This is a genomic window from Rhizobium centroccidentale, assembly GCF_030182565.1.
In the GTDB taxonomy this organism is placed as follows: Bacteria; Pseudomonadota; Alphaproteobacteria; order Rhizobiales; family Rhizobiaceae; genus Rhizobium.
Genome location: NZ_JAQJCG010000007.1, coordinates 119,929 through 141,870, shown reverse-complemented (window position 1 = coordinate 141,870; position 21,942 = coordinate 119,929). Strand labels below are relative to the sequence as shown.

Below are 21,942 nucleotides of genomic sequence, written 5' to 3'. Positions count from 1 at the left end.
GGCAGCCTAGAAAGGAACGATCCCGATGACTTCTTCCCAAACCCGAAGCGGGGCGGGATTGGCGTTGCTGCTGTTATGCGCCGCCAATTTCCTCGACGCCATGGACGTCTCCACCATTGGCGTGGCCCTGCCCGCAATCCAGAAAGAGCTCGGCATGCAGGCGACCTCGCTGCAATGGGCCGTCAGCGCCTATGTGCTCGGCTATGGCGGCTTTCTGCTGCTCGGCGGCCGCGTTGCCGATCTCTTCGGCCACCGCCGCGTCTTCCTTTGGTCGCTTGGCGTGTTTGCCGCCGCCAGCATTGCCGGCGGTTTCGTCGACAGTGCGCCGACCCTGATCGCCGCCCGTCTGATCAAGGGCATTGCCGCCGCCTTCACCGCGCCTGCAGCGCTTGCCCTCCTTCTCTCCGTCTTCGGCGAAGGCAATGCCCGCGCCAAGGCGCTCGGCGTCTTCTCATCCACCGGTGCGGCCGGCTTCGTGCTCGGCATGGTGCTGGGTGGAGCGGCAACGCTCATCAGCTGGCGCGCGACCCTCGTCATGGGGGCTCCCATCGCCATCCTGGCTTTGATTGTCGCCCCGCTCGTCCTGCCCGCCGACTATAAGCGCAGCGGCCCACGCGCTCGCTTCGACTGGGCCGGCGCCCTAACGATCACCCCCGGCCTGCTGCTCTTCGTCTTCGGCGTCACCAATGCCGCCGCCGATGGCTGGCAGGCCTTCGCGACCTGGGGCTCGCTCCTTGCCGCGCTGGTCCTGATCCTGTTGTTCCTGGTCGTGGAGTCGCGCCATCGTGATCCGATGGTGCCGCTTGCCATGTTCCGTCGCACCAAGCTCAGCCATGCCAATGCCGTCGCCGCGCTGTACCAGGGAGCCTATGTCGGCTTCCAGTTCATCGCGACACTCTATTACCAGACCGTCGTCGGCTGGTCGGCCTTCGCCACCGGCTTCGCTTTCGCCATCGGCGGCACCTGCGTGATGTTCCTGGCACCACGTTTTGCAACGATCGGCCAGAATCGCGGTACGACCCTGCTTATCACCTTCGGCGTGGGGTTGCAGGCCATCAGCTATCTCTTCTGGGTACTGTCGGCCGGCCAGATCGACACGATGGTGCTCGTCGCCATTTCGCAGCTTCTGCTCGGCGTCGGCTATGCCATGACCTATCCGTCGATCCAGGTTGCGGCCCTCTCCGACGTCGGCGACGATGAATCCGGCCTGGCTTCGGGCATGTTGTTTGCCTCCTTCCAGATCGGCGGCGGCATCATCCTGGCGGCTGCATCAGCCGTCTTCAGTGCGGCTCCGAGCTTCGGCTGGAACCCCTATATTGCCGGCATCGGTTTCGTGACGATCCTCGCTGCCGGCATCACGCTTCTTGCTGCCGTCGGCCCGCGTTCGTCGGCCACTAGGGCCGCAAATTATCAGGCTGCAGAATAGTGAAAAGAAGATGACCCGCCTCTCCGGCGGGTCAATCCTCCTCGGCGCGGGAGGCTTCGGCGGCACGGCGCATCAGGAAATCACGCTCTCTCTGATTTTCAGCAAGCGCGGCTGCCGTCTCGAAGGCTTGCCGCGCTTCGTCGTATCGACCGAGCTTGTGAAGAAGATCACCTCGAACGCTCGGCAGAAGATGATAATCCTTGAGAGCAGGCTCATCGCGGAGACCATCGATGATCTCCAATGCGATCTCGGGACCTTCAGCCATGCCGACGGCGACAGCGCGATTGAGTTCGACGATTGGGGAAGGAACCAGCAAGGCAAGTTCCGCATAGAGATGGGCAATCCGCCCCCAGTCGGTTTCATCGGCCGTTCGCGCTCTTGCGTGACAGGCGACGATCGCGGCTTGCAAGGCATAAGCCCCGTCGGCACCGCCGAGTTCATGCACCCGCATCAGCCCTTTCAGACCGCGTTGAATCTGCAGCCGATCCCAGCGGTCGCGATTTTGATCGAGTAGCAGGATGGGATTGCCGTCGGCATCCGTCCTGGCCGCCGAACGGGACGCATTCAGCTCCATCAGCGCCAGCAGGGCGTGCGCCTCCGGCTCCTGTGGCGCCACCGACGTCAATATTCGCCCGAGCCGTAGCGCCTCATTGCACAATTGCAGCCGAAGCCAGTTTTCGCCCCGCGCCGCCGTATATCCCTCGTTGAAGATCAGATAGACGACCTCCAGCACCGAGGCGAGGCGCTGCGATAGCTCCTCGCCATGCGGCGTCTCATAGGAAAGCCCGGATTCCGACAAGGTCTTCTTGGCGCGGACAATGCGCTGCGCGATCGTTGCCTCAGACACCAGAAACGCCCGGGCGATTTCCTCGGTCGTCAGGCCGCAGATCATCCGCAGGGCAAGCGCCACCCGCGCTTCGCGCGAGATCAGCGGATGGCATGCCGTGAAGATCAAGCGCAGCATCTCATCGCCGATATCGTCGTCAAGAGGAGTATCTAGATCGGGCATGATCTGCTCTTCCTCCTCCATCTCGCGAACGATCATCTCGTGTTTCTGGTCCAGCATCCGACACCGACGCAAATGGTCGAGCGCCCGGCGCTTGGCCGTGGTCATAAGCCATGCGCCAGGCCGCTCGGGGATGCCTGTCTTCGGCCATCGTTCCAAGGCAACGATCAACGCTTCCTGTGTCAGATCTTCAGCCAGCGGCACGTCGCGCAACAGTCGCGACAAGCTGGTAATGAGCCGCGGTTGTTCGATCCGCCAGACGGCCAGGATCGCCTGATGGGCACCGGCGGCCGTCAAGACCGCCTGCCCCCATGACAGATCGAGAGCATCATGCCCTTGCTTCGGCGAGCGGGTCGCACATACCCTCCGCATTTGGCTCGAAATAGGCGCGCACTTCACATGTGCCTTCCCAGCCGGGCATGAAATCCTTGTGCAGTTGCATGAACTCGACCGCCAGCGCCACGGCCTCCTCCTTGCTTTGCAGCTCGAAGATGGCATAGCCGCCGACCACCTCCTTGGCCTCGACGAAGGGGCCGTCGATTACGCTCAGCTTGCGATCCTTGATCGTGACGCGGGCACCCGTCGCAAGCGGCATCAATCCCGCCGTATCGATCATGCGGCCGGCCTTGATTTCCCGATCGGCGAGCTTGTGCATGGCTTCCAACAGCTCCGGCGTCGGATGCATGTGGTCGCTAGAGGTGACGATAGACATGAAACGCATGGGAAGTGTCCTCCGGAAGCGAGGTGCCGGCACCATTGCCGCTCATTAAACCCGCTCATATTGACGACGAAGCAGCTTTCTGGAAATCGACAGTCGTTGCAAAAAAATCAGAACGCAGCCGCACGGCGGTAAATTCGACACCCGATTCGTTTTATCTAAGCGGACCAGCGGCACCCGACCGCTTTTGGATCGAGCCTCTGGATCAAGCGACCCTGCGATCCCTTCCTTCGTTTTGTTGACTTCCCATAATCGTTGCAAGATGGTGGAGCCAATTCGACCTCGCGGACTTTCGAAAGCCGGCACTTCCCCAGGAGCGGGCCTTCCGCAAAGTTCCGCAGACAACACGGCAGGAGCTTGTTTCCATGTTCGACCATATTTCGATCGGCGTCAAAGACTTGGCGCGGGCGCAAAAATTTTATGACGCGGCCCTTTCTCCCCTCGGCTATGAGCGCGTCACCAACTTCGACGGCACGGTCGGATATGGCGCGGAGCGCGCGCAATTCTGGGTCAGTGAGGTGGAACGTCCCGTTCCCGCCGATCGCGGTTCCGGCCTGCATTTCTGTTTCGTCGCCCCGAGCCAGGCAGCCGTCGACGCATTCTATGCCGCGGGCATCGCCAATGGTGGCGAAGACAATGGCAAGCCGGGGATAAGGCCGGATTATAGCCAATTCTACTACGCCGCCTTCGTCATCGATCCTGACGGCTACCGGCTGGAAGCTTATTTCAAGACCGGCGAATAGATCGCCGCGCGGGACAAAGGGAACGCGAACACTTTGCCGCATTCATCCGGCGCGGTTGTGCGGCCTTGATAGGCCTTCCCGATCATTGCCTTTCAGCCTGGTTTAAGGCTTTTGTCGTAATAGTCGCTCGATTGTGTTTTCCTGACGCTTAACAACGCGGACGGGCATACATCTCAACACGTTCATTCGGCGGCAGACTTTTAGATGTACGAAAACTCCGTTGCCTATACAAAACGGAACGCCCCAGTAAGCAGATACTTTTTTGTGTCTGTCGCGCTGTTCGTGCTCTGGTGGGCGCTGCTGCTTGTCTTCAATCGATTTCCGGGCATCGATCTCGCCGTTGCTAAAAGCGTCTTCACGACGGAGCCTTGCACATCGGCCATCACCGTCGGTAACGTCTGCGGTACCTTTGCCCTCGCCAAAAACCCTCTCCTCCGGATCGTGCGAGACGTGACGCTCGTCCTGCCATATATCGCTATTATTGTCCTATTCGCCGCCCTGATTTTATCCTGGTACAAATACGGCGCAGGCTGGCGGACATTGAAAGCGGATCGGTATATCGCCGCACTGATATCGCTCGGCGTCGGCTGCGGCCTCATCGTGAACGCGATGCTCAAAACCTATGGCGGTAGGCCAAGACCGCGCAGCACGGATCTCTTCGGCGGCTCGCTGGATTTCGTTCAGGCAGGTTCGTTCGCCGGTCGATGTCTTGCAAACTGTTCCTTCGTCTCGGGCGAAGCGTCGTCTGGCGGCTGGCTGCTTTGCCTTGTACTGCTTCTGCCGCCGCGGCTGCGCCTCTCCGTGGGTATCCCGCTCGCCATCATCTCGATCATGATGCCGGTCATGCGCGTGATGACAGGAGCCCATTATCTGTCCGACGCGGTGCTCGGCTGGCTCTTGTCTTTGGTGCTCTTTGCCGCAGCCATAACAATCATCGATTTCCTGCGGTCGGGAACGCGGGCCTGATCCTGAAGCTGGCTCGGCTCAGCCGGCATTGCGCATGCGGATCAGACGGCGGCGCTTCGCCGCCTTGCGGACACGAACCGCCATCTCACTCAGCGCAAAGGGCTTCACCAGATAGTCGACGGCGCCGATATCCATGGCCGTCATCTGATCGGACAGCTGATCATAGGCAGACATGACGATAACCGGGGTCGTATCCCCGCGTGCTTCCATGAGCTTGAGCAGATCGAGGCCGCTTCCATCGGGCAATCGAAGATCGAGAAGCATCACATCGTGGGCTTCAGCCGCTACGGCAAGCTTGGCGGATTCCAAATCTATGGACCAGTCTACAGACCAGCCGTCCGCATGCAGATGATCCTGCACGGCATTGCCTATAAGCGCATTGTCTTCAACCAGTAGAAGTCGCACGATTGCATCCCCAATTGCAATCGCGCAGCTATGATGCCTATTTCTGACGGCGACCTGAACCTCAGGTGTGAAGCCGGTAAAAACGGGAGTTAATCGGAATCCGGTCCTAAATAGCCCTGCCCAAGAGCCCATCGTTCAGGTAGATGTCAGGATTGGTGACCATGGTGGCCGGCTTTAACGGCCGAAGCGCACCTTGCAGTAGGGGGCTTCCCGGCGCCCAGCCGATAGCCTATGCCTCGGAGACGACCATTGACGAATGAAAATGCACCATCTGGCCGACAAATATTTCGGCCAGCCATCGGCAGCATCACGCTTTGCTTCATAGTCACTCTTTATGTACTTCTTGTGACAAACCGGATGTTTTGGACCAAGGCTTACGGCTATTTCGTCGCCGAGCCCGCCGCCTTTGCCGCCTTCGTACTTGGTATCTCCGCGGCGATCATGGCGCTCTTCACGTTCTTCTCGGCTAAATACGTCACGAAGCCGGTCCTGATCTTCTTCGTGCTGGTAGCTTCGGTATCTTCCTGGTTCAACGACCAGTTCGGCGTCATCATCGACAAGGAAATGATCCGCAATGCGGCCGTTTCGACAGGTGCCGAAAGCGGCCATCTGATCACGACGCGTTTCATCACCTATGTTTTGCTGACGGGCGTCTTGCCGTCGCTTGTCATTGCATGGGTCCGGATCGTCCATCGTCCGATCCTCAAGAAGCTCGCCTACAATACCGCCGTCATCCTCGCCTGCTCGGCGATCTTCGTCGCCGCTGGAACGACCTTCTATAAGACCTATGCCGGCATCGGCCGCGCTCATCGAGACATGATGGATACGCTTAATCCTGTGATGCCGATCACAAGCGCAGTGCGGTACGTCATCGATGCGCAAAGGAATGCAAACGTCGTTGCCCAGCCACTGGGCACGGATGCCCGCAGAGTCGGCGCCGTCGACAACGGCAAGCCGCGCGTCACGATCATCGTCGCCGGAGAAACGGCGCGTGCGCAGAACTTCTCGCTTGGCGGCTATGCCAAGATGACCAATCCGGAGCTGGCAAAGCGCAACGTCGTCTATTTCCCGAATACGAGCAGCTGCGGTACCGCGACGGCCACCTCCATACCCTGCCTGTTCTCGGTCTACACGCGCCAGCAATACAGCCATCGCAAGGGACTTGAGACGGAGAACCTGCTCGATGTCCTGACCCATGCCAAGGTCGATGTGACCTGGCTGGACAACGACACCGGCAGCTACGACGTCACTAATCGCGTCTCCTACACCTTTCTGCCGCACTCTGCCGATCCGCGCTTCTGCCAGGACGGCGAATGCAAGGACGAGATCCTCGTAGACAAGGTTGACGGCTGGCTGGACAAGGTGAAGGGCGATAGCGTGCTGGTGCTGCACCAGCTCGGCAGTCACGGCCCCGCCTACTATCAGCGCTACCCGGAAGAATTCCGGCGGTTTCAGCCGGACTGCCGCTCCAACGACTTCAGCTCCTGCTCGCAGGAGGAAATCACCAACGCCTATGACAACACGATCCTCTACACGGATCACATTGTCGCCATGGTCATCGACAAGCTGAAGCAGCGCTCAAACTCGATATCCGGCTCCGTGCTCTATTTCTCCGACCACGGCGAGTCGCTCGGCGAAAACGGCATCTATCTGCACGGCACGCCCTATATCATCGCACCCTCACAGCAGACGCATGTGCCGATGCTGGTATGGATGGCTGACGACCTCGCCAAGGCCGCCGGTTTCGACATGGTTTGCCTTGCAAAGCGCGCTGCCGAAGGCACCTACTCTCACGACAACATCTTCCACAGCGTTCTCGGCATGATGGACGTCTCGACGAAGGTCTATGATCCGAGCCTCGACGTGTTCGCCGCCTGCCGCACACCATCGAACAAGCTGGCATTGAAATGATAGACTAGGCGATGTCCGGCGGCCTCTTTTCTGAAGGAGCCGCCGGATCGCCGCATTACTCAAAGACGCTTTGGCTCGCGAATCGTCCGCTCGTTTTCGACATTGCCGGTATTCAGCGTCGTATTGCGCTCGAACAACACGACTTCGCAGGTCGGCTCGGCGACCGGGCAATGTTCTACCCCATGCGGAACGATGATGTATTCGCCAGGGCCAAGGACGATATCGCCGCCGTTTTCCTCGCGCAGCTTCATGCGCAGCGTTCCCTTGACGACGAGGAACAGCTCGTCCTCTTCCTCATGGTGGTGCCAATGGAATGCGCCTTCCAGTTTGGTGAGCTTGATCTGGAAATCGTTGATGTCGCCGCCGACGCGCGGGCTCCACGTCTCGTCGAAGGCTGCAAAAGCTTTGGTAAGATTGATCTTTTTCAGTGCGACCATGTGTTTTGTCCTTGATTCAACTAGGCTGACGTCGAAGCTAATATTGGCGTGAGTACCACCGATCGCAACGCCGGCGTTGCCGAATGTCGCCGGCTGCCATCGGCATATCGAATTCTTCGAAGATTTCAGCCGAAACTTTCCGGGTAGTGGATGGTCGGAAGCGACACTACATGCTGTCTCAACATTCTCATTTCGACACATGACAGGAAAAATCATGACGACAAACAATGTCGAATTCGGCCTGGATACTTTCGGCGACGTCACATTCGATGGCAACGGCGCGCCGCTGCCGCATGCGCAGGTGCTGCGCAATGTCGTCGAGGAAGGCGTCCTTGCCGATCAGCTTGGAATAGACTTCTTCGGCATCGGCGAGCATCATCGCGAGGATTTCGCGGTCTCCTCGCCCGAGACGATCCTGGCTGCTATTGCCAGCCGCACATCGAAAATCCACCTCGGTTCGGCCGTAACGGTACTGAGTTCGGACGATCCGATCCGCGTATTTCAGCGCTTCTCAAGCCTGAACGCGGTTTCGAACGGCCGTGCCGAAGTCATTCTCGGCCGCGGCTCGTTTACGGAGTCCTTCCCGCTGTTCGGCTTCGAGCTGTCGCAGTACGAGCAGCTCTTTGAGGAAAAGCTCGATCTGTTCGCTGCGCTCCGTAAAAACGAGCCGGTGAACTGGGAGGGCAGCATCCGCCCGCCGCTGCGCAACCAGAAGGTCTTCCCGACTATCGAAAGCGGCCAGCTGAAGACCTGGATCGGTGTCGGCGGCAGCCCGGAATCGGTGGTGCGCGCCGCTCACTACGATCTGCCGCTGATGCTGGCGATCATCGGTGGCAGCCCCTATCGCTTCCAGCCCTATGTCGACCTCTATCACCGCGCCTATGAGCAGCTCGGCAAGCGGGTGCAGCCGATCGGCATCCATTCGCCCGGCTATATCGCCGAAACGGACGAACAGGCACGCGAGGAGCTGTGGCCCTGCTTCAAGGCTATGCGCGACCGCATCGGCCGCGAGCGCGGCTGGCCACCCATGACGCGCTCGGAATTCGACAACGAGATCGAAAAGGGTTCGCTCTATGTCGGTTCGCCGGAAACGGTCGCCGCCAAGCTCGCCCCTATGGTCAAGACGCTCGGCATCAGCCGCTTCCAGCTGAAATACAGCGCCGGCGCACTCGGCCATGACAAGATGCTGCGCTGCATCGAACTCTATGGCCGGAAGGTGATCCCGGCGGTGCGCGCGGCATTGGCGGAATAGCCGCAGCCAGCTCTCTGCGCTTGCCTTACAACGCGATTAAAAAAGGGCCGCTTTGCAATACAGCGAAGCGCCCTTTGTTTGCGCTGTCATTCTTTTGCAGCAAATGCTACAGATAATATAATCGGTAGCATTCACTACAAAAGATATCCGATGTCAGAAACGACGCAGAAACCTCGTACTTTCGAAGACCGCGTTCTCGATGTGATCGAGACGCTCGCACCCGCAGAGCAGCGCATCGCCCGCTTTTTCGTCGACCAGAAGCAAGCTGCGCTGCTGAACTCAGCCGCCCAGATCGCGCAGCTCGCCGGCACCAGCGACGCGACGGTCGTCCGTACCGCCCGCGCCCTCGGCTTCGAAAGCCTCTCGACCCTGCGGGCCGCCCTGCTTGAGGAGCTGACCGGAGCGCCGTCACCCGGAATGCGGATGCAACGCACGCTGGCTGAAACGGGCAGCCACGCCGGCAATGCGCTTCACCATGTCATCGGCATGCACGAGCAGGCTTTGGATGTTCTGCGACGCGAGGAATTTGCCGTAAGCTTCGAACGCTGTGTCGATATTCTAGCCAAGGCAGCCCGACGTCACGTATTCGGCATCGGCCCCTCGGGCGCCATGGCGGATTATGCCAGCCTGCAGTTCAACCGCATCGGCCTGCCGACCAACGCGCTCTCGGTCTCCGGTATAGTGCTTGCGGATCGCCTGCTCTGGATCGGCAAGGGGGATGCGGTGCTGGTTATGGCCTATGCGCCGCTCTATCGCGAAGTCGAAGTGATCCTCGACCATGCGAGCAAACATGGCGTTCCAGTCATCCTCATCAGCGACGATCTCGGCCTGCTCACGGCCGACAAGGTGGCTGAGGTCCTGCCAGTGCCGCGCGGCAATGCCGGCCATCTCGCCATGCATAGCGGCACAATGGTGCTGATCGAAGCCCTGATCGTCGCGCTCGCCGCGAAGGGCAAGGATGCCGCCATCGACAGCCTCGATCAGCTCAGCCAGCTGCGCGGCGCCATCGACAAGACATGGAGCAAGCGCGGCACGAGGAAACGCAAGTGAATGGCAACCAGACCGCCAAGCCGGAGTGCTTCATGCGTGAGCTCATCTAGCACATGAGGAAGAATAATCCGGAAAATACCGCACGAATTCAAAGTCCTAACCGTCATTCGGGAATCAGTTCATGAACAGCCTCACACCCATTCTCTCCACCGTGACGGCATCCTTCCTCGGCTCCTTTGTCGAAGTCGTCGAGGCCTTCACCATCGTTCTTGCCGTCGGCGTCACGCGAAGCTGGCGCCCGGCACTGACCGGCGCCGCGCTTGCGCTTGCCGTGCTGGCGGCCCTCGTTCTCATCTTCGGACCGCTGCTGGCGCTGATCCCGATCGAAATCCTGCAATTCGTCGTCGGCGTTCTGCTGATCCTCTTCGGCATGCGCTGGCTGCGCAAAGCCATTCTCCGCTCGCTCGGCGTCATCGCCCTGCACGACGAGGAAGCGGCCTTCTCGAAGGAGACCGCCGCCCTGCAAGCACAATCAACCGATCGCCGTGCCGATTATCTCGCCGGCCTTGCCGCCTTCAAGGCCGTGCTGCTTGAAGGTGTCGAAGTGGTCTTCATCGTCATCGCCGTCGGCGGTGCGCATGGCCTGACACTCTATGCCGGCCTCGGCGCGCTCGCCGCCTTCGTGCTCGTCATGCTGATCGGGCTGCTGGTGCATCGCCCGCTTGCTACCGTGCCCGAAAATACCCTCAAATTCGTCGTTGGCCTCATGCTGACAAGCTTTGGCATCTTCTGGACCGGTGAAGGTATCGGCGCGCATTGGCCGGGCGAGGATCTCGCACTGATCGCCATCTTCGCGATCGTCTCGCTCGCCTCCTACGCCATCATCCGCACCATGCGCGGCAACCCAACATCAAAGGCAGCCCAATGAGCATCCTGCGCATCGCCCTGTCCGAGCTTATCGGCATGTTCATCGATGATGGCAGTCTCGCCACGCTCTGCCTCATCCTCATTCTCGTCATTGCCGGAGCGGTGGAGTTTCTCGCCATGCCGCCGCTCGCGGGTGGCGTTCTGCTGCTGATCGGCTGCCTCGCCATTTTGCTCTACAGCGTCCGTCGCGCCGTGAAACGATGAGATTCACAACCCTCTGCAAGCGCTTGGATTTGCAGAGGGTTGTCGGGTCAGCTGCCAATCCGCTTTAGCTCTCGACAGACGCTTTCGCAGATGCGAAGAATTTCGCACGGCAAATGCAAAGGAGAAACGGCATGAGCAGCGCCTATCCCGAAGTCTATCTGGTACGACACGGACAGACGGAGTGGAGCCTTTCCGGCAGGCACACCGGCCGCACCGATATTCCCCTAATCGCTGCTGGCGAAGAGGCCGCCCGCAAGATCGCCGGTCGCCTACCCCTAATCGATTTCGCCGCCGTCTGGTCGAGCCCGTCGCAGCGGGCGCAAAATACCTGCGCGCTGGCCGGCTTCGGCGACCGCCGCGTCGTCAAGGACGATTTGGCGGAGTGGGATTATGGTACCTATGAAGGCATTACCACCAAAGCGATCCTTGCCGAACGCCCCGGCTGGCAGGTCTTCCGCGACGGCTGCCCGAACGGCGAATCTGCCGCCGATGTCGGCGCGCGTGCCGACCGGATCATCGGCGAACTTCGCGGTATCAACGGCTCCGTCCTGATCTTCTCCAGCGCCCATTTCCTGCGCGTCTTCGCCGCCCGCTGGGTCGGCCTGCCGCCGGAAGGTGGCGCGCATCTGGTTCTCGATACCACGAGCATCAGCGTGCTTGGCTATGAGCACGACCTGACCGAGCCGGTCATCCGCCGCTGGAACGAGATCTGACAAAGGCGCAGCAACTCGCCACTTCTCCATGAACGTTTCGAGCGGCTTTGGGCCGCTCGAGATTTTTCAGGAAGTCAGCCTCCCGCCCTTACCAAGCCTTGAAGCCCAACAGCTTTTCACCGAGCGGCGTGAGTTTGGCCGCCGTCGCATTGTGCTTTTCCCATTCGCGAGGGTCGCCGGGAAAGGCGTCGCGCTTCGGGGAATCCAGTTCCCTCCACAGACGGATCCGTTCTTCGCGCTCGGCAACATTGTTGTATTCCGCCGGATGCATGGAGATGTACTGCGCCATGCGCACGCGGTTGTCCGAATGGTTGGGACGGACGCCGTGCGCCAGCAGCGAGTTGAATATCATCAGATCGCCCGGCTCCATGTCGATGTTGACGACCGACAGCCCTGTCATGTCTGGATGCATCGGATCGCGATCGGCTGGCTGCGTCTTTTCCCATTCCTCGAAATGCTCGAAGAGCTCAGGCACGCACTGAAATCCGCCGACATCGCCATCCTGCTTCTTCAGGCTCAAAACGCCCTGAACGCCGATCGGCAGCGGCCGGATCGAAGTATCGACGTCCCAGTGAATGAAGCCGTTCGGGTTGCCTTTCACCTTCTTCGGCGGATTGAGATTGGCACGATCGATGGTGACCCAGAGATCCTCGCGATCCCAGATGTCGACGAAGACATCGTAGATCCGCTTTTCCATGCGGTTGTCCCAGAGATACTGGTGATTATAGATCTCCAGCATGCCGGTATTGTTGAGCTCTTTCATCTTGTGCTCACGCCGCTGCGGCGCATACCAGGTGGAGGGATCGTTCGGGTCCTTCTCGTCAAAACGCCACAAGAGGTCGGCAAGCCGCTCGACATTGACAGCCGGCACAGCCTGACGCACGATCACATAGCCCTTTGTGATCCAATGCTGCCAATCGTCCTTCGACAGCACCCTGAGCGGCAATGTCTTCTGGATATCCTTCAATTGCGTCGTGACCGCGGATGCGGTCGGGTGCGCGTCTCGTTTCAAGGCAGGCTGCATAAGTTTCCTCCATCTTGGCTACCCCTTTTGATTTCGGGTGACGGAAAACTTGTAGCGCCGAAGCTCGCGCTCATGTTGCCTGGCTCTGGCCAATTCTGATACTATTCTGGCTTCTGCTATGCTATGGACGCCCCATGAGGCCCTATCTCGAAGTTTTGCCTCGATCGCCGGAAGCATCCTGGAGCATGCTGAACCGCAGGCTCGACGACTGCATTCCGTTCCAATGGCACCACCATCCGGAATTCGAGCTGACACTGACGCTGAATTCCATCGGGCAACGCTTCATCGGCGATCATAGTGGCGACTATGACGACGGCGATCTCGTTCTCATCGGCCCCAATCTGCCGCATAGCTGGGTTTCACGCGCCAAGATCGAGGAAGAAAAGCCGCATATCGCCTTGGTACTTTGGTTCAATCGCGACTGGCTATTGCAGATAACAGGCGGCGCCGTCGAATTCCGATCGATCGAAACGATGCTGCAGCGTGGAAATAACGGCCTGCGCTTTTCGCAGACGACCTCGGCCGCCGTCCGCTCCGCTTTCGAAACCATTTTCGAAAAGCCGCCGGTCGAGCGCCTTCTGGCTTTGCTCGGCATTCTGGTGAGGGTGGCGGAAGACCGGCACGCGACGCCGCTCGCAAGCGCGCCGGCGCAGGCGCCGGATCTCAAGGAAAGCCGCGAGCGCATCGACCGCATTCTCACGCACATGCATCTTCACTATGCCCGCGCGATCAGCCTCGATGAGCTGGCCGATATCGCGGCGCTCAGCGTCTCCGGCCTGCACCGCATGTTTCGCCGCCATACCGGCGGGACGATATCGGATTACCTCATGCGCATGCGCATCGGCGATGCCTGCGCCCGCCTCTCTTCCACGGATCAGGCCATCCACCATATCAGCGATTCCATCGGCTACAGCTCGCTCGCCAATTTCAACAGGCAGTTCAAAGCGCTGAAAGGCATGACACCGCGCGAATATCGGGCGATGTTTCTCAGGCGTTGACGGGCATGATCTCAAGCAGCCTGGCAATCCTCGCCGCCGCCGCATCCGCTGCCTGCGCTTCCATGCGGGCAATACCAAGCAGCAATCCGGGCCGAGCAGGTCCCAGATACAGTGCCGATATCGGCCGAACAGCGAAACCATTAGCGTTGATGATCCGCGCAACGGCGACATCATCGGTCTTTGCATCGCGGAACCAGCTTGCCAGCTGCAGCCCGCCACCACCCGCTGCAACCTCCAGCCAATTACCACAATGACGATTGAGTCCTTCGACGGTCGCCGCCATGCGCTCGGCATAAATGCCGTTCATGTGCCGCAGATGCGCACGAAATCGCCCCTCTCGCATGAAATCGGCCAGGGCGGCCTGGATATGAACGGGCACGACGGCGCCTCTCAGCCGTTGCGCCGCTTCGGTCGCCGCCAGAAGCCGCGTGGGAATGACGGCGTAAGCGACGCGCAGACCGGGCGCGAGAGTCTTCGAAAAGGTGCCGATATAAGCAACCACTTCACCGTGATCGATACCCTGCAGGGCGGCAATAGGGCGCGAGGCATACTGGAACTCGCTGTCGTAATCGTCTTCCAGCACGATCGCGCCATTGGCGCGAGCGAATTCGAGCAACGCAAGACGACGCGGCAGGCTCATGGTCACGCCGGTCGGATATTGATGCGAGGGCGTGACATAGATCAGTCGCGGCGATGGCCCGATCCCTTGCGCGATATCGATGCCCTCGGCATTACAAGGCACCGGCACGAGGCTGGCCCCGGCCATCCGCAGGATCGCCTGCGCGCTGGCGTAGCCGGGATCCTCCATCCAGACGATGTCGCCCGAATGACTGGGCTGAAGCAACACGCTCGCTAGCAGCCCGATTGCGGCACCCGTCGATGGCACGATCACGATCTGCTCGGGACGGGCGACCACGCCACGTGTCGCCGAGATGTGCTCGAGTATAGCCTCGCGCAACTCGCGAACGCCGCCATGATCGCTGTAGCTGAGATCATGCACCCGCAGCGATCGGCCCCGAGCACCGAGACAGCGCGCCCAGGCGGCATGGGGAAAGGTCGAGACATCGGGCACCCCCGGCTCGAACAATCCTCCCCTTTTGAATTCCGTAACGCGCGGCAGATTTGGCGGCGGTGGTGCGGCCCGCCCCGACAATGGCGTCTTCGGGAATGCCGCGACGCGTGTCGCCGCGCCAGAGGTCGAGTGAAGATAGCCTTCCGCCTTGAGCCGATCATAGGCGTTGACCACGGTCGAGCGCGCAACGCCGAACGAGACGGCCATTACCCGCGTCGACGGCACGCGCTGCCCTGCCGGCATCTGTCCACGCAGGATACGATCGCGCATCAAGCGGTAGACTTGCCCCTCCAGGTCGCCCGAAGACCGATCCAGTGCCGGCCACTGCGCCACCGCTGTCATGAAACCTCAACTGGTCTGCTAAAAATCGAAAAACTGGCTGTTTATAGCCTACCTCTTTGCTGGCAGAGATCAACGCCCGATCTGTGAGGAAGACATGGCCGATCACTATCCACCTGATACCGGCACCTACCCGACCACCGAGCGCACCCGCGTGCGGCGCAGCCCGAAGCGCGGCAGCCACGCCCATGCCGATGTCCATGCCATTCTGGATGCCGCCCCGCTCTGTCATGTCGGCTATGTCATCAATGGTGCGCCCTATGTGACGCCGACCATGCATTGGCGCGAAGGCGATTACGTCTATTGGCACGGCTCGTCCGCCAGCCGCTTCCTGCGCGCCGCCGAAGACATGCCGGTCTGTCTGACCTGCAGCATCATCGACGGCTATGTGCTTGCCCGCTCGGCCTTCAACCATTCCGTCAACTATCGCTCAGCCATGGTTTTCGGCACGGCCCGTCTTGTCGATGATGTCGAGGAAAAGACCGATGCACTGCGCCGCCTGATCGAAGACCTGTTTCCCGGCCGCTGGGATAGCCTCAGATCGATGACCAAGCAGGAGGTCAAGGCGACATCGGTCATGCGGATGAAAATCGACGAGGCCTCCGCCAAGATCCGCAATGGGCCGCCGGGCGATAAAGACGAAGCGGATCATCCCGTCTGGGCTGGCGTTCTGCCCATCGAAAGCCGCCTGGTATCACCACAGTCCGCCCCCGGCTTGCCCGATGGAATGGAGCTGCCACAATCCCTTGCGGACCTGATACAATCCGGCCGGCTTCGCTGAACTACATTTGATGACCAAAGGACTTTGATATGGATCTCACGAACTGGAAGGGCGTCGCCCGCCCCGAGCGCATTCCCCTTGACGGCCGCTACGTCAGGATCGAGCCGCTCGAGGCGGTCCGTCATGGCGACGATCTCCTTGCCTCAGCCCGGGCACCCGGCGCGGAAGATCGCTTTCGCTATCTTTTCGAGGATGCCCCGGCCGATCGCGCCGCCTTTTCGCCCTGGCTCGAGAAAGCCGCATCCAGCGCCGATCCGCTCTTCTTCGCGACGATCGACAAACGGACCGGACGCGCCGAGGGCCGGCAGGCATTGATGCGCATCGACAACGCGCATGGCGTCATCGAAATCGGCAGCATCCTGTGGGGACCTGCGATCGCCCGCAGCCGCGTGACGACCGAAACGCTCTACCTGTTCGCATCCTACGTCTTCGACACGCTCGGCTATCGCCGCTTCGAATGGAAGTGCAACAACCTTAATGAGCCGTCGAAGCGGGCAGCCGAGCGTTTCGGCTTCGTTTATGAAGGCATTTTCCGACAGCACATGGTCGCAAAGGGCCAGAATCGCGACACCGCATGGTTCGCCATGATCGACGCCGACTGGCCGCGCCTGAAGGCCGGCTACGAGCGCTGGCTGAGCCCGGAGAATTTCGATGAGGCTGGTCAGCAGAAGACGAAATTGACATTCGCCTAGGCACAGTCCCGTAGCTCCGGGCCTATAGCAGCTTGCGAAAATAGACCACGCGCCTGGTTTCGACGAAACCGAGCGCGGCATGAAAGGCGTGGCTCGCAAGATTGTCGATCAGTGCATCCGAAGCAAACTCGGTGCAGCCAGCCTCCCGCCCCCAGGTGGCGACAGCCTGGCAAAGCGCCCGCGCCGCCCCTCCCCGCCGATCTTCGGGACGCACATAGATGCCCTCCAGGAATAGGACCGGCGAAGTCTCGCAGCCATTGACGTAATCGTGCCGCAATGTCGCTTCGGCAAAACCGACGACATGACCGACAGAATCGATCGCGACAAACGCAGAAGCATTTTCATCAGCGCGAAATTGCGCCAGTTCCGCCCGATGATGTTCGAGCGAACTATGGGGCCAAAGTTCGACGCGCAACCGCGCCCACGCCTCCAGATGTTCGTCTGCCGCCTGCTCTATGCGCATGTCTTGATCTCCTATCCAACTGCCTGTTGCCGGCCAACGGAAAAATTTCGCTTTCGACTCCACAATCATCGCGCTACATATCGCGCATATTCACGCGCTATTTCGCCGATCAGAATCTGAGGTTGATGGAATGACATTTCAAAGCAGTTCGCGTCTTTACGCTGCTGTTTCCCCCCTGTTGTGGCCAGCCATCCTGTGCGGTGGACTAACGGGAGCCTATTTCGCCTTCCAGTCGGATATGCATCTTCTCTGGTTCAATGTCGTCTATCTTTCAACGGTAGCCATCATTGCCCTCTTCGAGCGGTTGATGCCTTACGAGAAGACTTGGCAGAAGCGCGATGGCGAGACCTTCAACGATATCGCCCACACGCTGCTGAACAAGGGCGGCGTGCAGATCGCCGCTGCGATCGGCACATCTTTCCCGATGGCAGTCGCGACAGTCGCGCAGCCGGCGCTGAGCTACCATTCGCATTTCTGGCCGGATCAATGGCCTATGGCGTTCCAGGTGGTGCTCGGCCTCGTCATCGCCGAGTTTGGTCTCTATATGGCGCATCGCCTGGCGCATGAGCATCTGTCGCTCTGGCGCTTTCATGCGCTGCACCACAGCGTCGAACGGCTATGGGTCATCAACACAGGCCGTTTTCACGTCATCGATACTCTGTTCAAGATCGCGCTCGGTCAGATTCCGCTCTATCTGCTCGGCGCGCCGTTGCCGGTCTTCCTTTGGATCGGTGCTGTCACGGCTTTCATCGGCCTTTTGACCCATTGCAATGTCGATATGCGCACCGGCCCACTCGACCTCATATTTTCGACTCCACGCCTCCATCGCTGGCATCATTCCAAGATTCTGGCCGAGGGAAATACGAATTATGGGGAAAACCTCGTGATCTGGGATCAGCTTCTCGGCACTTTCTACAACCCGCCGCGTCCGTCCTCGACCGATATCGGCATCACCGGCAAGGTAGCCAAGGGTTTCCTCGCCCAGCTCGTGCAGCCATTCTCCAGGACGGGCCGCAAGGAGATTATCGGCAAGAAGCCCAAGGAGCTGATTCTCAAGGAAGAACAGGCCGCAAAAGCGGCCGCCGAAAGGCAACGTGAAGCCGCCTCTATGCGCAAATCGGGCTAACATAACCCGCGAAAGACGCACCCGTTTCGCGTTTGGGCGGGCGCGTTGTCGCGCATGCCTTGTGGACAGAAACATCATGAAAAAATACGGCCCCGCAATATGCGTATTTCCGTTTCAAACTGAGAAGATCTTGTCATTTAACGTGTATTGAAAAAGGCAGGCTGGGGGTTTACCTAACTCCCAGCATTTAATTTAGACGAAAGATCAGGAAAATCATTGAGATGGAAGGGAGGTTTGCCACAGAATACCTTAAGCAACTTCACAGAATATTTTTCATTTCCAGAGAAATAGATCGGCTTGAGCGAGAATTCATCAAGCAAGGCATAGCACATTTTCACGTTTCCGGCGCCGGTCACGAGTCCACCGCGCTGCTCAACGAGTTTCTCCAGGACGACGACTGGCTGCATCTGCATTATCGCGACAAGGCCCTGATGCTGGCGCGCGGCATGCCCATTCGTGAGTTCTTCTCCAGCCTGCTTGCAACAGCCAATTCCCATTCCGCCGGCCGTCAGATGAGCGCGCATCTGTCCTCCCGCGCCCTCAACATCACGTCGATCGTCGGACCGGTCGGCAACAATGCCCTGCATGCTGTCGGCGTCGCGGCATCCCTGAAGCATAAGCCGGGAATGCCGATCGCCATCTGTTGTGTCGGCGACGGCACCACCCAGCAGGGCGAGTTCCTCGAAGCGGTCGCCGAAGCCGTGCGCAGCCAGTATCCCGTCGTCTTCGTCATCGAGGACAACAGCTTCTCCATCTCGACACGCACGGGCAAGCAGACGTTCTTCGACCTGCCGGCTGGTCCCGCTTCCTCTTTCTACGGCATCGATATCATCCGCACGGATGGCGACGATCTCACCGCATCGCGCGACGCCTTCCGCAAGGCCGTCCGTCACAGCCGCAACAACCGCACGCCCAGCATCGTGCTTCTGAACGTCGAGCGCCTTTCCGATCACACCAATGCCGACGATCAGAAGACCTATCGCACCCTGCTCGAAATCGAGGCCGGCTCCTCGCGCGACCCGCTGCCGAATCTGCGGGCAATGCTGCAGAAGGCGGGTATCGACGCCGATGCTCTGCAAAAGATCGAACAGGAATTGATTGCGGAAGTGCAGGCAGAAGCCGCCCTTGCCCGCAAGGAAGACGCCCCGAAGGTCGAGCCGGAGGCTAAGGCTCCCTACCCAGCTTCCTTCGATAAGAGGGCAGAATATCGCGGCAACGAGACCGCATCGACGCTGACGATGCGCGAGGCGCTGAATGTCGTTCTCGACAAGCAGCTGGCCGGAAATCCCGAAGTCGTTCTCTTTGGCCAGGATATAGAGGATCCGAAGGGCGACGTTTTTGGTGTGACGCGCGGCCTCAGCACCAAATATCCTGACCGCGTCCGCAACGCCGCTCTCAGCGAATCGACAATCGTCGGCACGGCGGTCGGCCGCGCGCTGGCGGGCCAGCGCCCCGTCGCCTTCCTGCAGTTCGCCGATTTCCTGCCGCTCGCCTATAATCAGATCGTCTCGGAAATGGGCAGCATGTTCTGGCGCAGCAATGGCGCCTGGGAAGCGCCCGTCATCCTGATGGTGAGCTGCGGCGGCTACAAGCCAGGCCTTGGTCCGTTCCATGCCCAGAGCTTCGAGGGAATGCTGGCGCACACGCCGGGCATCGACGTCGTTATGCCCTCCAGCGCCGGCGATGCCGCCGGTCTGCTGAATGCCGCCTTCGAATCGCGGCGCCCGACGGTCTTCCTCTATCCGAAGGCCGTGCTCAACAACTCCGACGGCCGCACCTCCGAGGATCTGGATAAGCACTTCGTTCATCCCGGCCTGTCGCGCCATGTTACCCGCGGCCGCGACATCACGCTCGTCAGCTACGGCAACACGGTTTCGCTCTGCGCCAATGCCGCGAGCGCTTTCGAGGCCCAGGGCTTTTCCGTCGAGGTGATCGATCTGCGCTCGATCTCGCCGTGGGACGAGAAGGAAGTGCTGGCGAGTGCACGGCGCACCCGCCGCCTGATCGTCGTACATGAAGATAACCGCACCGTCGGCATGGGCGCGGAAATCATTGCCACCGTCACCGAAAAGACCGATGTGCCTGTTGTCGTGCGCCGGCTCGCGCGCTCGGATGCGCACATCCCCTTCAATTTCCGTAATCAGCTTGAGACCCTTCCCTCCTATCGCAAGCTGGTCGACCTGATGGCTGAAGTGCTTGAATGCGAGGTTACCTGGCACGAAGAGGATGACAGCGGCCCGACGGCAGCGATCAAGGCGATCGGCTCCGGGCCCGCCGACGAGAACGTCCTCGTGACCGATATACTCGTCAAGCCCGGCGACAAGATCGAAGTCGGCCAACTGGTGGCCGTCGTCGAGGCGACAAAAGCCTCTGTCGAGATCTGCGCCAATATCGGCGGCGTCGTACAGGAGGTCTTCGCCAAGATCGGCGACCAGATCGCCACCGACAGCCCACTTCTGACTGTCGACGCCAATCGCGACCTTAGCGAGCAGAACTTCGCGCTCGCCTCCGAAATCCAAAACAAATTCGTGCTGCGCCGCCTGAAATCGCATGTCATCCCGGCGCTGCGCCGCCATACCGGCAGCTTCTCGGAAGTCGTCATCAACGGTATCGGCATCGCCACCGGTGCCCGCCGCGTCACCAACGAAGAAATCATCCATAACTGGCCGAACCGCCGCGCCGACGAAATACTCGCGTTGACGGGCATCAAGAGCCGCTTCTGGGTCGGGCCTGAAGAAGGCACGCTGAGTCTTGCCACGAAGGCGGCGCGTGATCTTCTCAAGCAGAACCAGATGTCGATCCACGATATCGATCTGGTGATCGCCGCCACCGGAACGCCCGACATCGCCACGCCGTCGCTCGCAAGCCGCGTCGCGGTTGCCGTCGCCGAAGACGGCGTGCGTCCTTCGCTTGCGGCCTATGACATGGGTGCCGCCTGCTCCGGCTATCTCTACGCGCTGCAGCAAGCCTATGATTTCATTGCACAGCAGAACGACGCCAAGGTGCTCATCATCACCTCGGAAGTCCTGTCGCCGCTGCTCGACATGAACGATTTCTCCACCGCAATCCTCTTCGGCGATGCCGCGACCGCCAGCCTCGTAACCAGCCGCGATATGGCGCGCAACCCGCTCTTCACCGCGAGCCGCCCGATCGTCAGCGGCCGACCGGAGCCGGGGGACCTGCTCTATGTTCCGCTTCCGGACGATGGCGTCATTGCCATGAACGGCCGGTCGGTCTTCACCGAAGCGGTGCATTCGATGACCCGTTCGATCGAAAACGCCTGCGTCGATGCGGGCATCGAGCTTGCCAACCTCGATCTTCTGGTGCCGCACCAGGCCAACCAGCGCATCATCGACACGATCGCCAAGCGTAGCGGCCGCCCTGCCCTCAGCGTCATCGAGACCTACGGCAATACCAGCTCATCAAGCATTCCGCTTGCCATGCTGCATGTCGCCAACGAACACTCGGAGCCGCTCAATCTCGGCCTGGTGGCCTTCGGCGGCGGCATGACGGCAGGTGCTGCAATCGTACGGACCGCGAAGTAACCGCGGTTCCTCCTCAACGCTCCACTCAAAAATTCCATGCAGCGCGTCCGATTGGCCGCGCTTTTCATATGGTTTTTTCGCGCCCAATCACTACATATACGCGAGCTCACGAGTTGCATGATCGCCCATAGGCGGAGAGAAGTATCAAATTTCTGCAACCTATGCGGCCCATCATTCATTACAATTCATTCATGTTTGACGCCA

The 21,942-nt window shown here is 60.1% G+C and carries 21 protein-coding genes; 14 read left to right on the top strand and 7 right to left on the bottom strand.

Features of this window, described 5'->3' with window-relative positions; all coding sequences use genetic code 11:
- Nucleotides 1-25: 25 nt before the first annotated feature.
- Nucleotides 26-1,426, top strand: coding sequence for an MFS transporter (locus tag PH562_RS11970; protein ID WP_285173208.1), 1,401 nt, complete (start codon nucleotides 26-28; stop codon nucleotides 1,424-1,426).
- Nucleotides 1,427-1,457: 31 nt separating this feature from the next.
- Here PH562_RS11970 and PH562_RS11965 read toward each other — a convergent pair whose 3' ends face one another.
- Nucleotides 1,458-2,729 carry an RNA polymerase sigma factor gene (locus tag PH562_RS11965; protein WP_285173207.1) on the bottom strand — a complete coding sequence of 424 codons (1,272 nt, stop codon included), beginning with the start codon at nucleotides 2,727-2,729 and terminating at the stop codon, nucleotides 1,458-1,460.
- Between the two features lie 31 nt (nucleotides 2,730-2,760).
- On the bottom strand, nucleotides 2,761-3,153 hold the full coding sequence (locus tag PH562_RS11960; protein ID WP_285173206.1) for a YciI family protein: 393 nt from the start codon (nucleotides 3,151-3,153) through the stop codon (nucleotides 2,761-2,763).
- Nucleotides 3,154-3,515: 362 nt separating this feature from the next.
- On the opposite strand from PH562_RS11960, the gene PH562_RS11955 reads away from it, so the two are divergent.
- A complete protein-coding gene (locus PH562_RS11955) occupies nucleotides 3,516-3,893 on the top strand; it encodes a VOC family protein (protein ID WP_015340769.1) in 378 nt (125 codons plus the stop codon).
- Nucleotides 3,894-4,157: 264 nt separating this feature from the next.
- A complete protein-coding gene (locus PH562_RS11950) occupies nucleotides 4,158-4,859 on the top strand; it encodes a phosphatase PAP2 family protein (RefSeq protein ID WP_285173205.1) in 702 nt (233 codons plus the stop codon).
- 18 nt (nucleotides 4,860-4,877) lie between these two features.
- On the opposite strand, the gene PH562_RS11945 is transcribed toward PH562_RS11950, so the two are convergent.
- A complete protein-coding gene (locus PH562_RS11945; protein WP_285173204.1) occupies nucleotides 4,878-5,264 on the bottom strand; it encodes a response regulator in 387 nt (128 codons plus the stop codon).
- A 231-nt stretch (nucleotides 5,265-5,495) separates the two neighbouring features.
- On the opposite strand from PH562_RS11945, the gene PH562_RS11940 reads away from it, so the two are divergent.
- The gene (locus PH562_RS11940; protein ID WP_285173203.1) at nucleotides 5,496-7,175 is read left to right on the top strand and encodes a phosphoethanolamine transferase; all 1,680 of its coding nucleotides are present in this window, start codon (nucleotides 5,496-5,498) and stop codon (nucleotides 7,173-7,175) included.
- A gap of 59 nt (nucleotides 7,176-7,234) precedes the next feature.
- Here PH562_RS11940 and PH562_RS11935 read toward each other — a convergent pair whose 3' ends face one another.
- Nucleotides 7,235-7,612, bottom strand: a complete 378-nt coding sequence (locus PH562_RS11935) for a cupin domain-containing protein (RefSeq protein WP_285173202.1) — start codon at nucleotides 7,610-7,612, stop codon at nucleotides 7,235-7,237.
- A 214-nt stretch (nucleotides 7,613-7,826) separates the two neighbouring features.
- Here PH562_RS11935 and PH562_RS11930 point away from each other — a divergent pair, with 214 nt between their 5' ends.
- The 5 genes from PH562_RS11930 (at nucleotide 7,827) to PH562_RS11910 (ending at nucleotide 11,698) form a co-directional block, all read left to right on the top strand.
- Complete coding sequence (locus tag PH562_RS11930) at nucleotides 7,827-8,864, top strand: LLM class flavin-dependent oxidoreductase (protein WP_285173201.1); 1,038 nt, start codon at nucleotides 7,827-7,829, stop codon at nucleotides 8,862-8,864.
- Nucleotides 8,865-9,014: 150 nt separating this feature from the next.
- The gene (locus PH562_RS11925) at nucleotides 9,015-9,914 is read left to right on the top strand and encodes a MurR/RpiR family transcriptional regulator (protein ID WP_285173200.1); all 900 of its coding nucleotides are present in this window, start codon (nucleotides 9,015-9,017) and stop codon (nucleotides 9,912-9,914) included.
- Between the two features lie 121 nt (nucleotides 9,915-10,035).
- Nucleotides 10,036-10,782, top strand: coding sequence for a COG4280 domain-containing protein (locus PH562_RS11920; RefSeq protein ID WP_285173199.1), 747 nt, complete (start codon nucleotides 10,036-10,038; stop codon nucleotides 10,780-10,782).
- Nucleotides 10,779-10,985 carry a hypothetical protein gene (locus PH562_RS11915; RefSeq protein ID WP_285173198.1) on the top strand — a complete coding sequence of 69 codons (207 nt, stop codon included), beginning with the start codon at nucleotides 10,779-10,781 and terminating at the stop codon, nucleotides 10,983-10,985. Before PH562_RS11920 ends, PH562_RS11915 begins: the two co-directional genes overlap by 4 nt.
- A gap of 131 nt (nucleotides 10,986-11,116) precedes the next feature.
- Complete coding sequence (locus tag PH562_RS11910) at nucleotides 11,117-11,698, top strand: histidine phosphatase family protein (protein ID WP_285173197.1); 582 nt, start codon at nucleotides 11,117-11,119, stop codon at nucleotides 11,696-11,698.
- Between the two features lie 88 nt (nucleotides 11,699-11,786).
- Here the strand turns inward: PH562_RS11910 and PH562_RS11905 are convergent, their stop codons facing one another.
- Nucleotides 11,787-12,722: a phytanoyl-CoA dioxygenase family protein gene (locus PH562_RS11905; RefSeq protein ID WP_285173196.1), complete on the bottom strand. Its 936-nt coding sequence runs from the start codon at nucleotides 12,720-12,722 to the stop codon at nucleotides 11,787-11,789.
- Between the two features lie 134 nt (nucleotides 12,723-12,856).
- Between PH562_RS11905 and PH562_RS11900 the strand changes: the two genes are divergently transcribed.
- On the top strand, nucleotides 12,857-13,720 hold the full coding sequence (locus tag PH562_RS11900) for an AraC family transcriptional regulator (RefSeq protein ID WP_285173195.1): 864 nt from the start codon (nucleotides 12,857-12,859) through the stop codon (nucleotides 13,718-13,720).
- Here PH562_RS11900 and pdxR read toward each other — a convergent pair.
- A complete protein-coding gene (pdxR, locus tag PH562_RS11895; RefSeq protein ID WP_285173194.1) occupies nucleotides 13,710-15,134 on the bottom strand; it encodes a MocR-like pyridoxine biosynthesis transcription factor PdxR in 1,425 nt (474 codons plus the stop codon). The two genes, PH562_RS11900 and pdxR, sit on opposite strands and share 11 nt — an antisense overlap.
- 94 nt (nucleotides 15,135-15,228) lie before the next feature.
- Between pdxR and PH562_RS11890 the strand changes: the two genes are divergently transcribed.
- The gene (locus tag PH562_RS11890; protein ID WP_285173193.1) at nucleotides 15,229-15,912 is read left to right on the top strand and encodes a pyridoxamine 5'-phosphate oxidase family protein; all 684 of its coding nucleotides are present in this window, start codon (nucleotides 15,229-15,231) and stop codon (nucleotides 15,910-15,912) included.
- 29 nt (nucleotides 15,913-15,941) lie between these two features.
- Nucleotides 15,942-16,604, top strand: a complete 663-nt coding sequence (locus PH562_RS11885) for a GNAT family N-acetyltransferase (RefSeq protein WP_113230025.1) — start codon at nucleotides 15,942-15,944, stop codon at nucleotides 16,602-16,604.
- A 22-nt stretch (nucleotides 16,605-16,626) separates the two neighbouring features.
- Here the strand turns inward: PH562_RS11885 and aac(6') are convergent, their stop codons facing one another.
- Nucleotides 16,627-17,067 carry an aminoglycoside 6'-N-acetyltransferase gene (gene aac(6'), locus PH562_RS11880; protein WP_113230024.1) on the bottom strand — a complete coding sequence of 147 codons (441 nt, stop codon included), beginning with the start codon at nucleotides 17,065-17,067 and terminating at the stop codon, nucleotides 16,627-16,629.
- A 130-nt stretch (nucleotides 17,068-17,197) separates the two neighbouring features.
- On the opposite strand from aac(6'), the gene olsE reads away from it, so the two are divergent.
- Together olsE and PH562_RS11870 are read left to right on the top strand one after the other, a co-directional pair.
- Nucleotides 17,198-18,193, top strand: a complete 996-nt coding sequence (gene olsE / locus PH562_RS11875; RefSeq protein ID WP_113230023.1) for an ornithine lipid hydroxylase OlsE — start codon at nucleotides 17,198-17,200, stop codon at nucleotides 18,191-18,193.
- A 221-nt stretch (nucleotides 18,194-18,414) separates the two neighbouring features.
- Complete coding sequence (locus PH562_RS11870) at nucleotides 18,415-21,738, top strand: thiamine pyrophosphate-dependent enzyme (RefSeq protein WP_285173192.1); 3,324 nt, start codon at nucleotides 18,415-18,417, stop codon at nucleotides 21,736-21,738.
- Nucleotides 21,739-21,942: the final 204 nt, after the last annotated feature.

What these genes read in the sequence shown, in the direction of transcription:
- PH562_RS11970 (WP_285173208.1), top strand. Translation starts at nt 26, where the DNA reads ATGACTTCTTCCCAAACCCGAAGCGGGGCGGGATTGGCGTTGCTGCTG.
- PH562_RS11960 (WP_285173206.1), bottom strand. Translation starts at nt 3,153, where the DNA reads ATGCGTTTCATGTCTATCGTCACCTCTAGCGACCACATGCATCCGACG.
- PH562_RS11955 (WP_015340769.1), top strand. Translation starts at nt 3,516, where the DNA reads ATGTTCGACCATATTTCGATCGGCGTCAAAGACTTGGCGCGGGCGCAA.
- PH562_RS11940 (WP_285173203.1), top strand. Translation starts at nt 5,496, where the DNA reads ATGCCTCGGAGACGACCATTGACGAATGAAAATGCACCATCTGGCCGA.
- PH562_RS11935 (WP_285173202.1), bottom strand. Translation starts at nt 7,612, where the DNA reads ATGGTCGCACTGAAAAAGATCAATCTTACCAAAGCTTTTGCAGCCTTC.
- PH562_RS11930 (WP_285173201.1), top strand. Translation starts at nt 7,827, where the DNA reads ATGACGACAAACAATGTCGAATTCGGCCTGGATACTTTCGGCGACGTC.
- PH562_RS11925 (WP_285173200.1), top strand. Translation starts at nt 9,015, where the DNA reads ATGTCAGAAACGACGCAGAAACCTCGTACTTTCGAAGACCGCGTTCTC.
- PH562_RS11920 (WP_285173199.1), top strand. Translation starts at nt 10,036, where the DNA reads ATGAACAGCCTCACACCCATTCTCTCCACCGTGACGGCATCCTTCCTC.
- PH562_RS11915 (WP_285173198.1), top strand. Translation starts at nt 10,779, where the DNA reads ATGAGCATCCTGCGCATCGCCCTGTCCGAGCTTATCGGCATGTTCATC.
- PH562_RS11910 (WP_285173197.1), top strand. Translation starts at nt 11,117, where the DNA reads ATGAGCAGCGCCTATCCCGAAGTCTATCTGGTACGACACGGACAGACG.
- PH562_RS11905 (WP_285173196.1), bottom strand. Translation starts at nt 12,722, where the DNA reads ATGCAGCCTGCCTTGAAACGAGACGCGCACCCGACCGCATCCGCGGTC.
- PH562_RS11900 (WP_285173195.1), top strand. Translation starts at nt 12,857, where the DNA reads ATGAGGCCCTATCTCGAAGTTTTGCCTCGATCGCCGGAAGCATCCTGG.
- pdxR (WP_285173194.1), bottom strand. Translation starts at nt 15,134, where the DNA reads ATGACAGCGGTGGCGCAGTGGCCGGCACTGGATCGGTCTTCGGGCGAC.
- PH562_RS11890 (WP_285173193.1), top strand. Translation starts at nt 15,229, where the DNA reads ATGGCCGATCACTATCCACCTGATACCGGCACCTACCCGACCACCGAG.
- PH562_RS11885 (WP_113230025.1), top strand. Translation starts at nt 15,942, where the DNA reads ATGGATCTCACGAACTGGAAGGGCGTCGCCCGCCCCGAGCGCATTCCC.
- olsE (WP_113230023.1), top strand. Translation starts at nt 17,198, where the DNA reads ATGACATTTCAAAGCAGTTCGCGTCTTTACGCTGCTGTTTCCCCCCTG.
- PH562_RS11870 (WP_285173192.1), top strand. Translation starts at nt 18,415, where the DNA reads ATGGAAGGGAGGTTTGCCACAGAATACCTTAAGCAACTTCACAGAATA.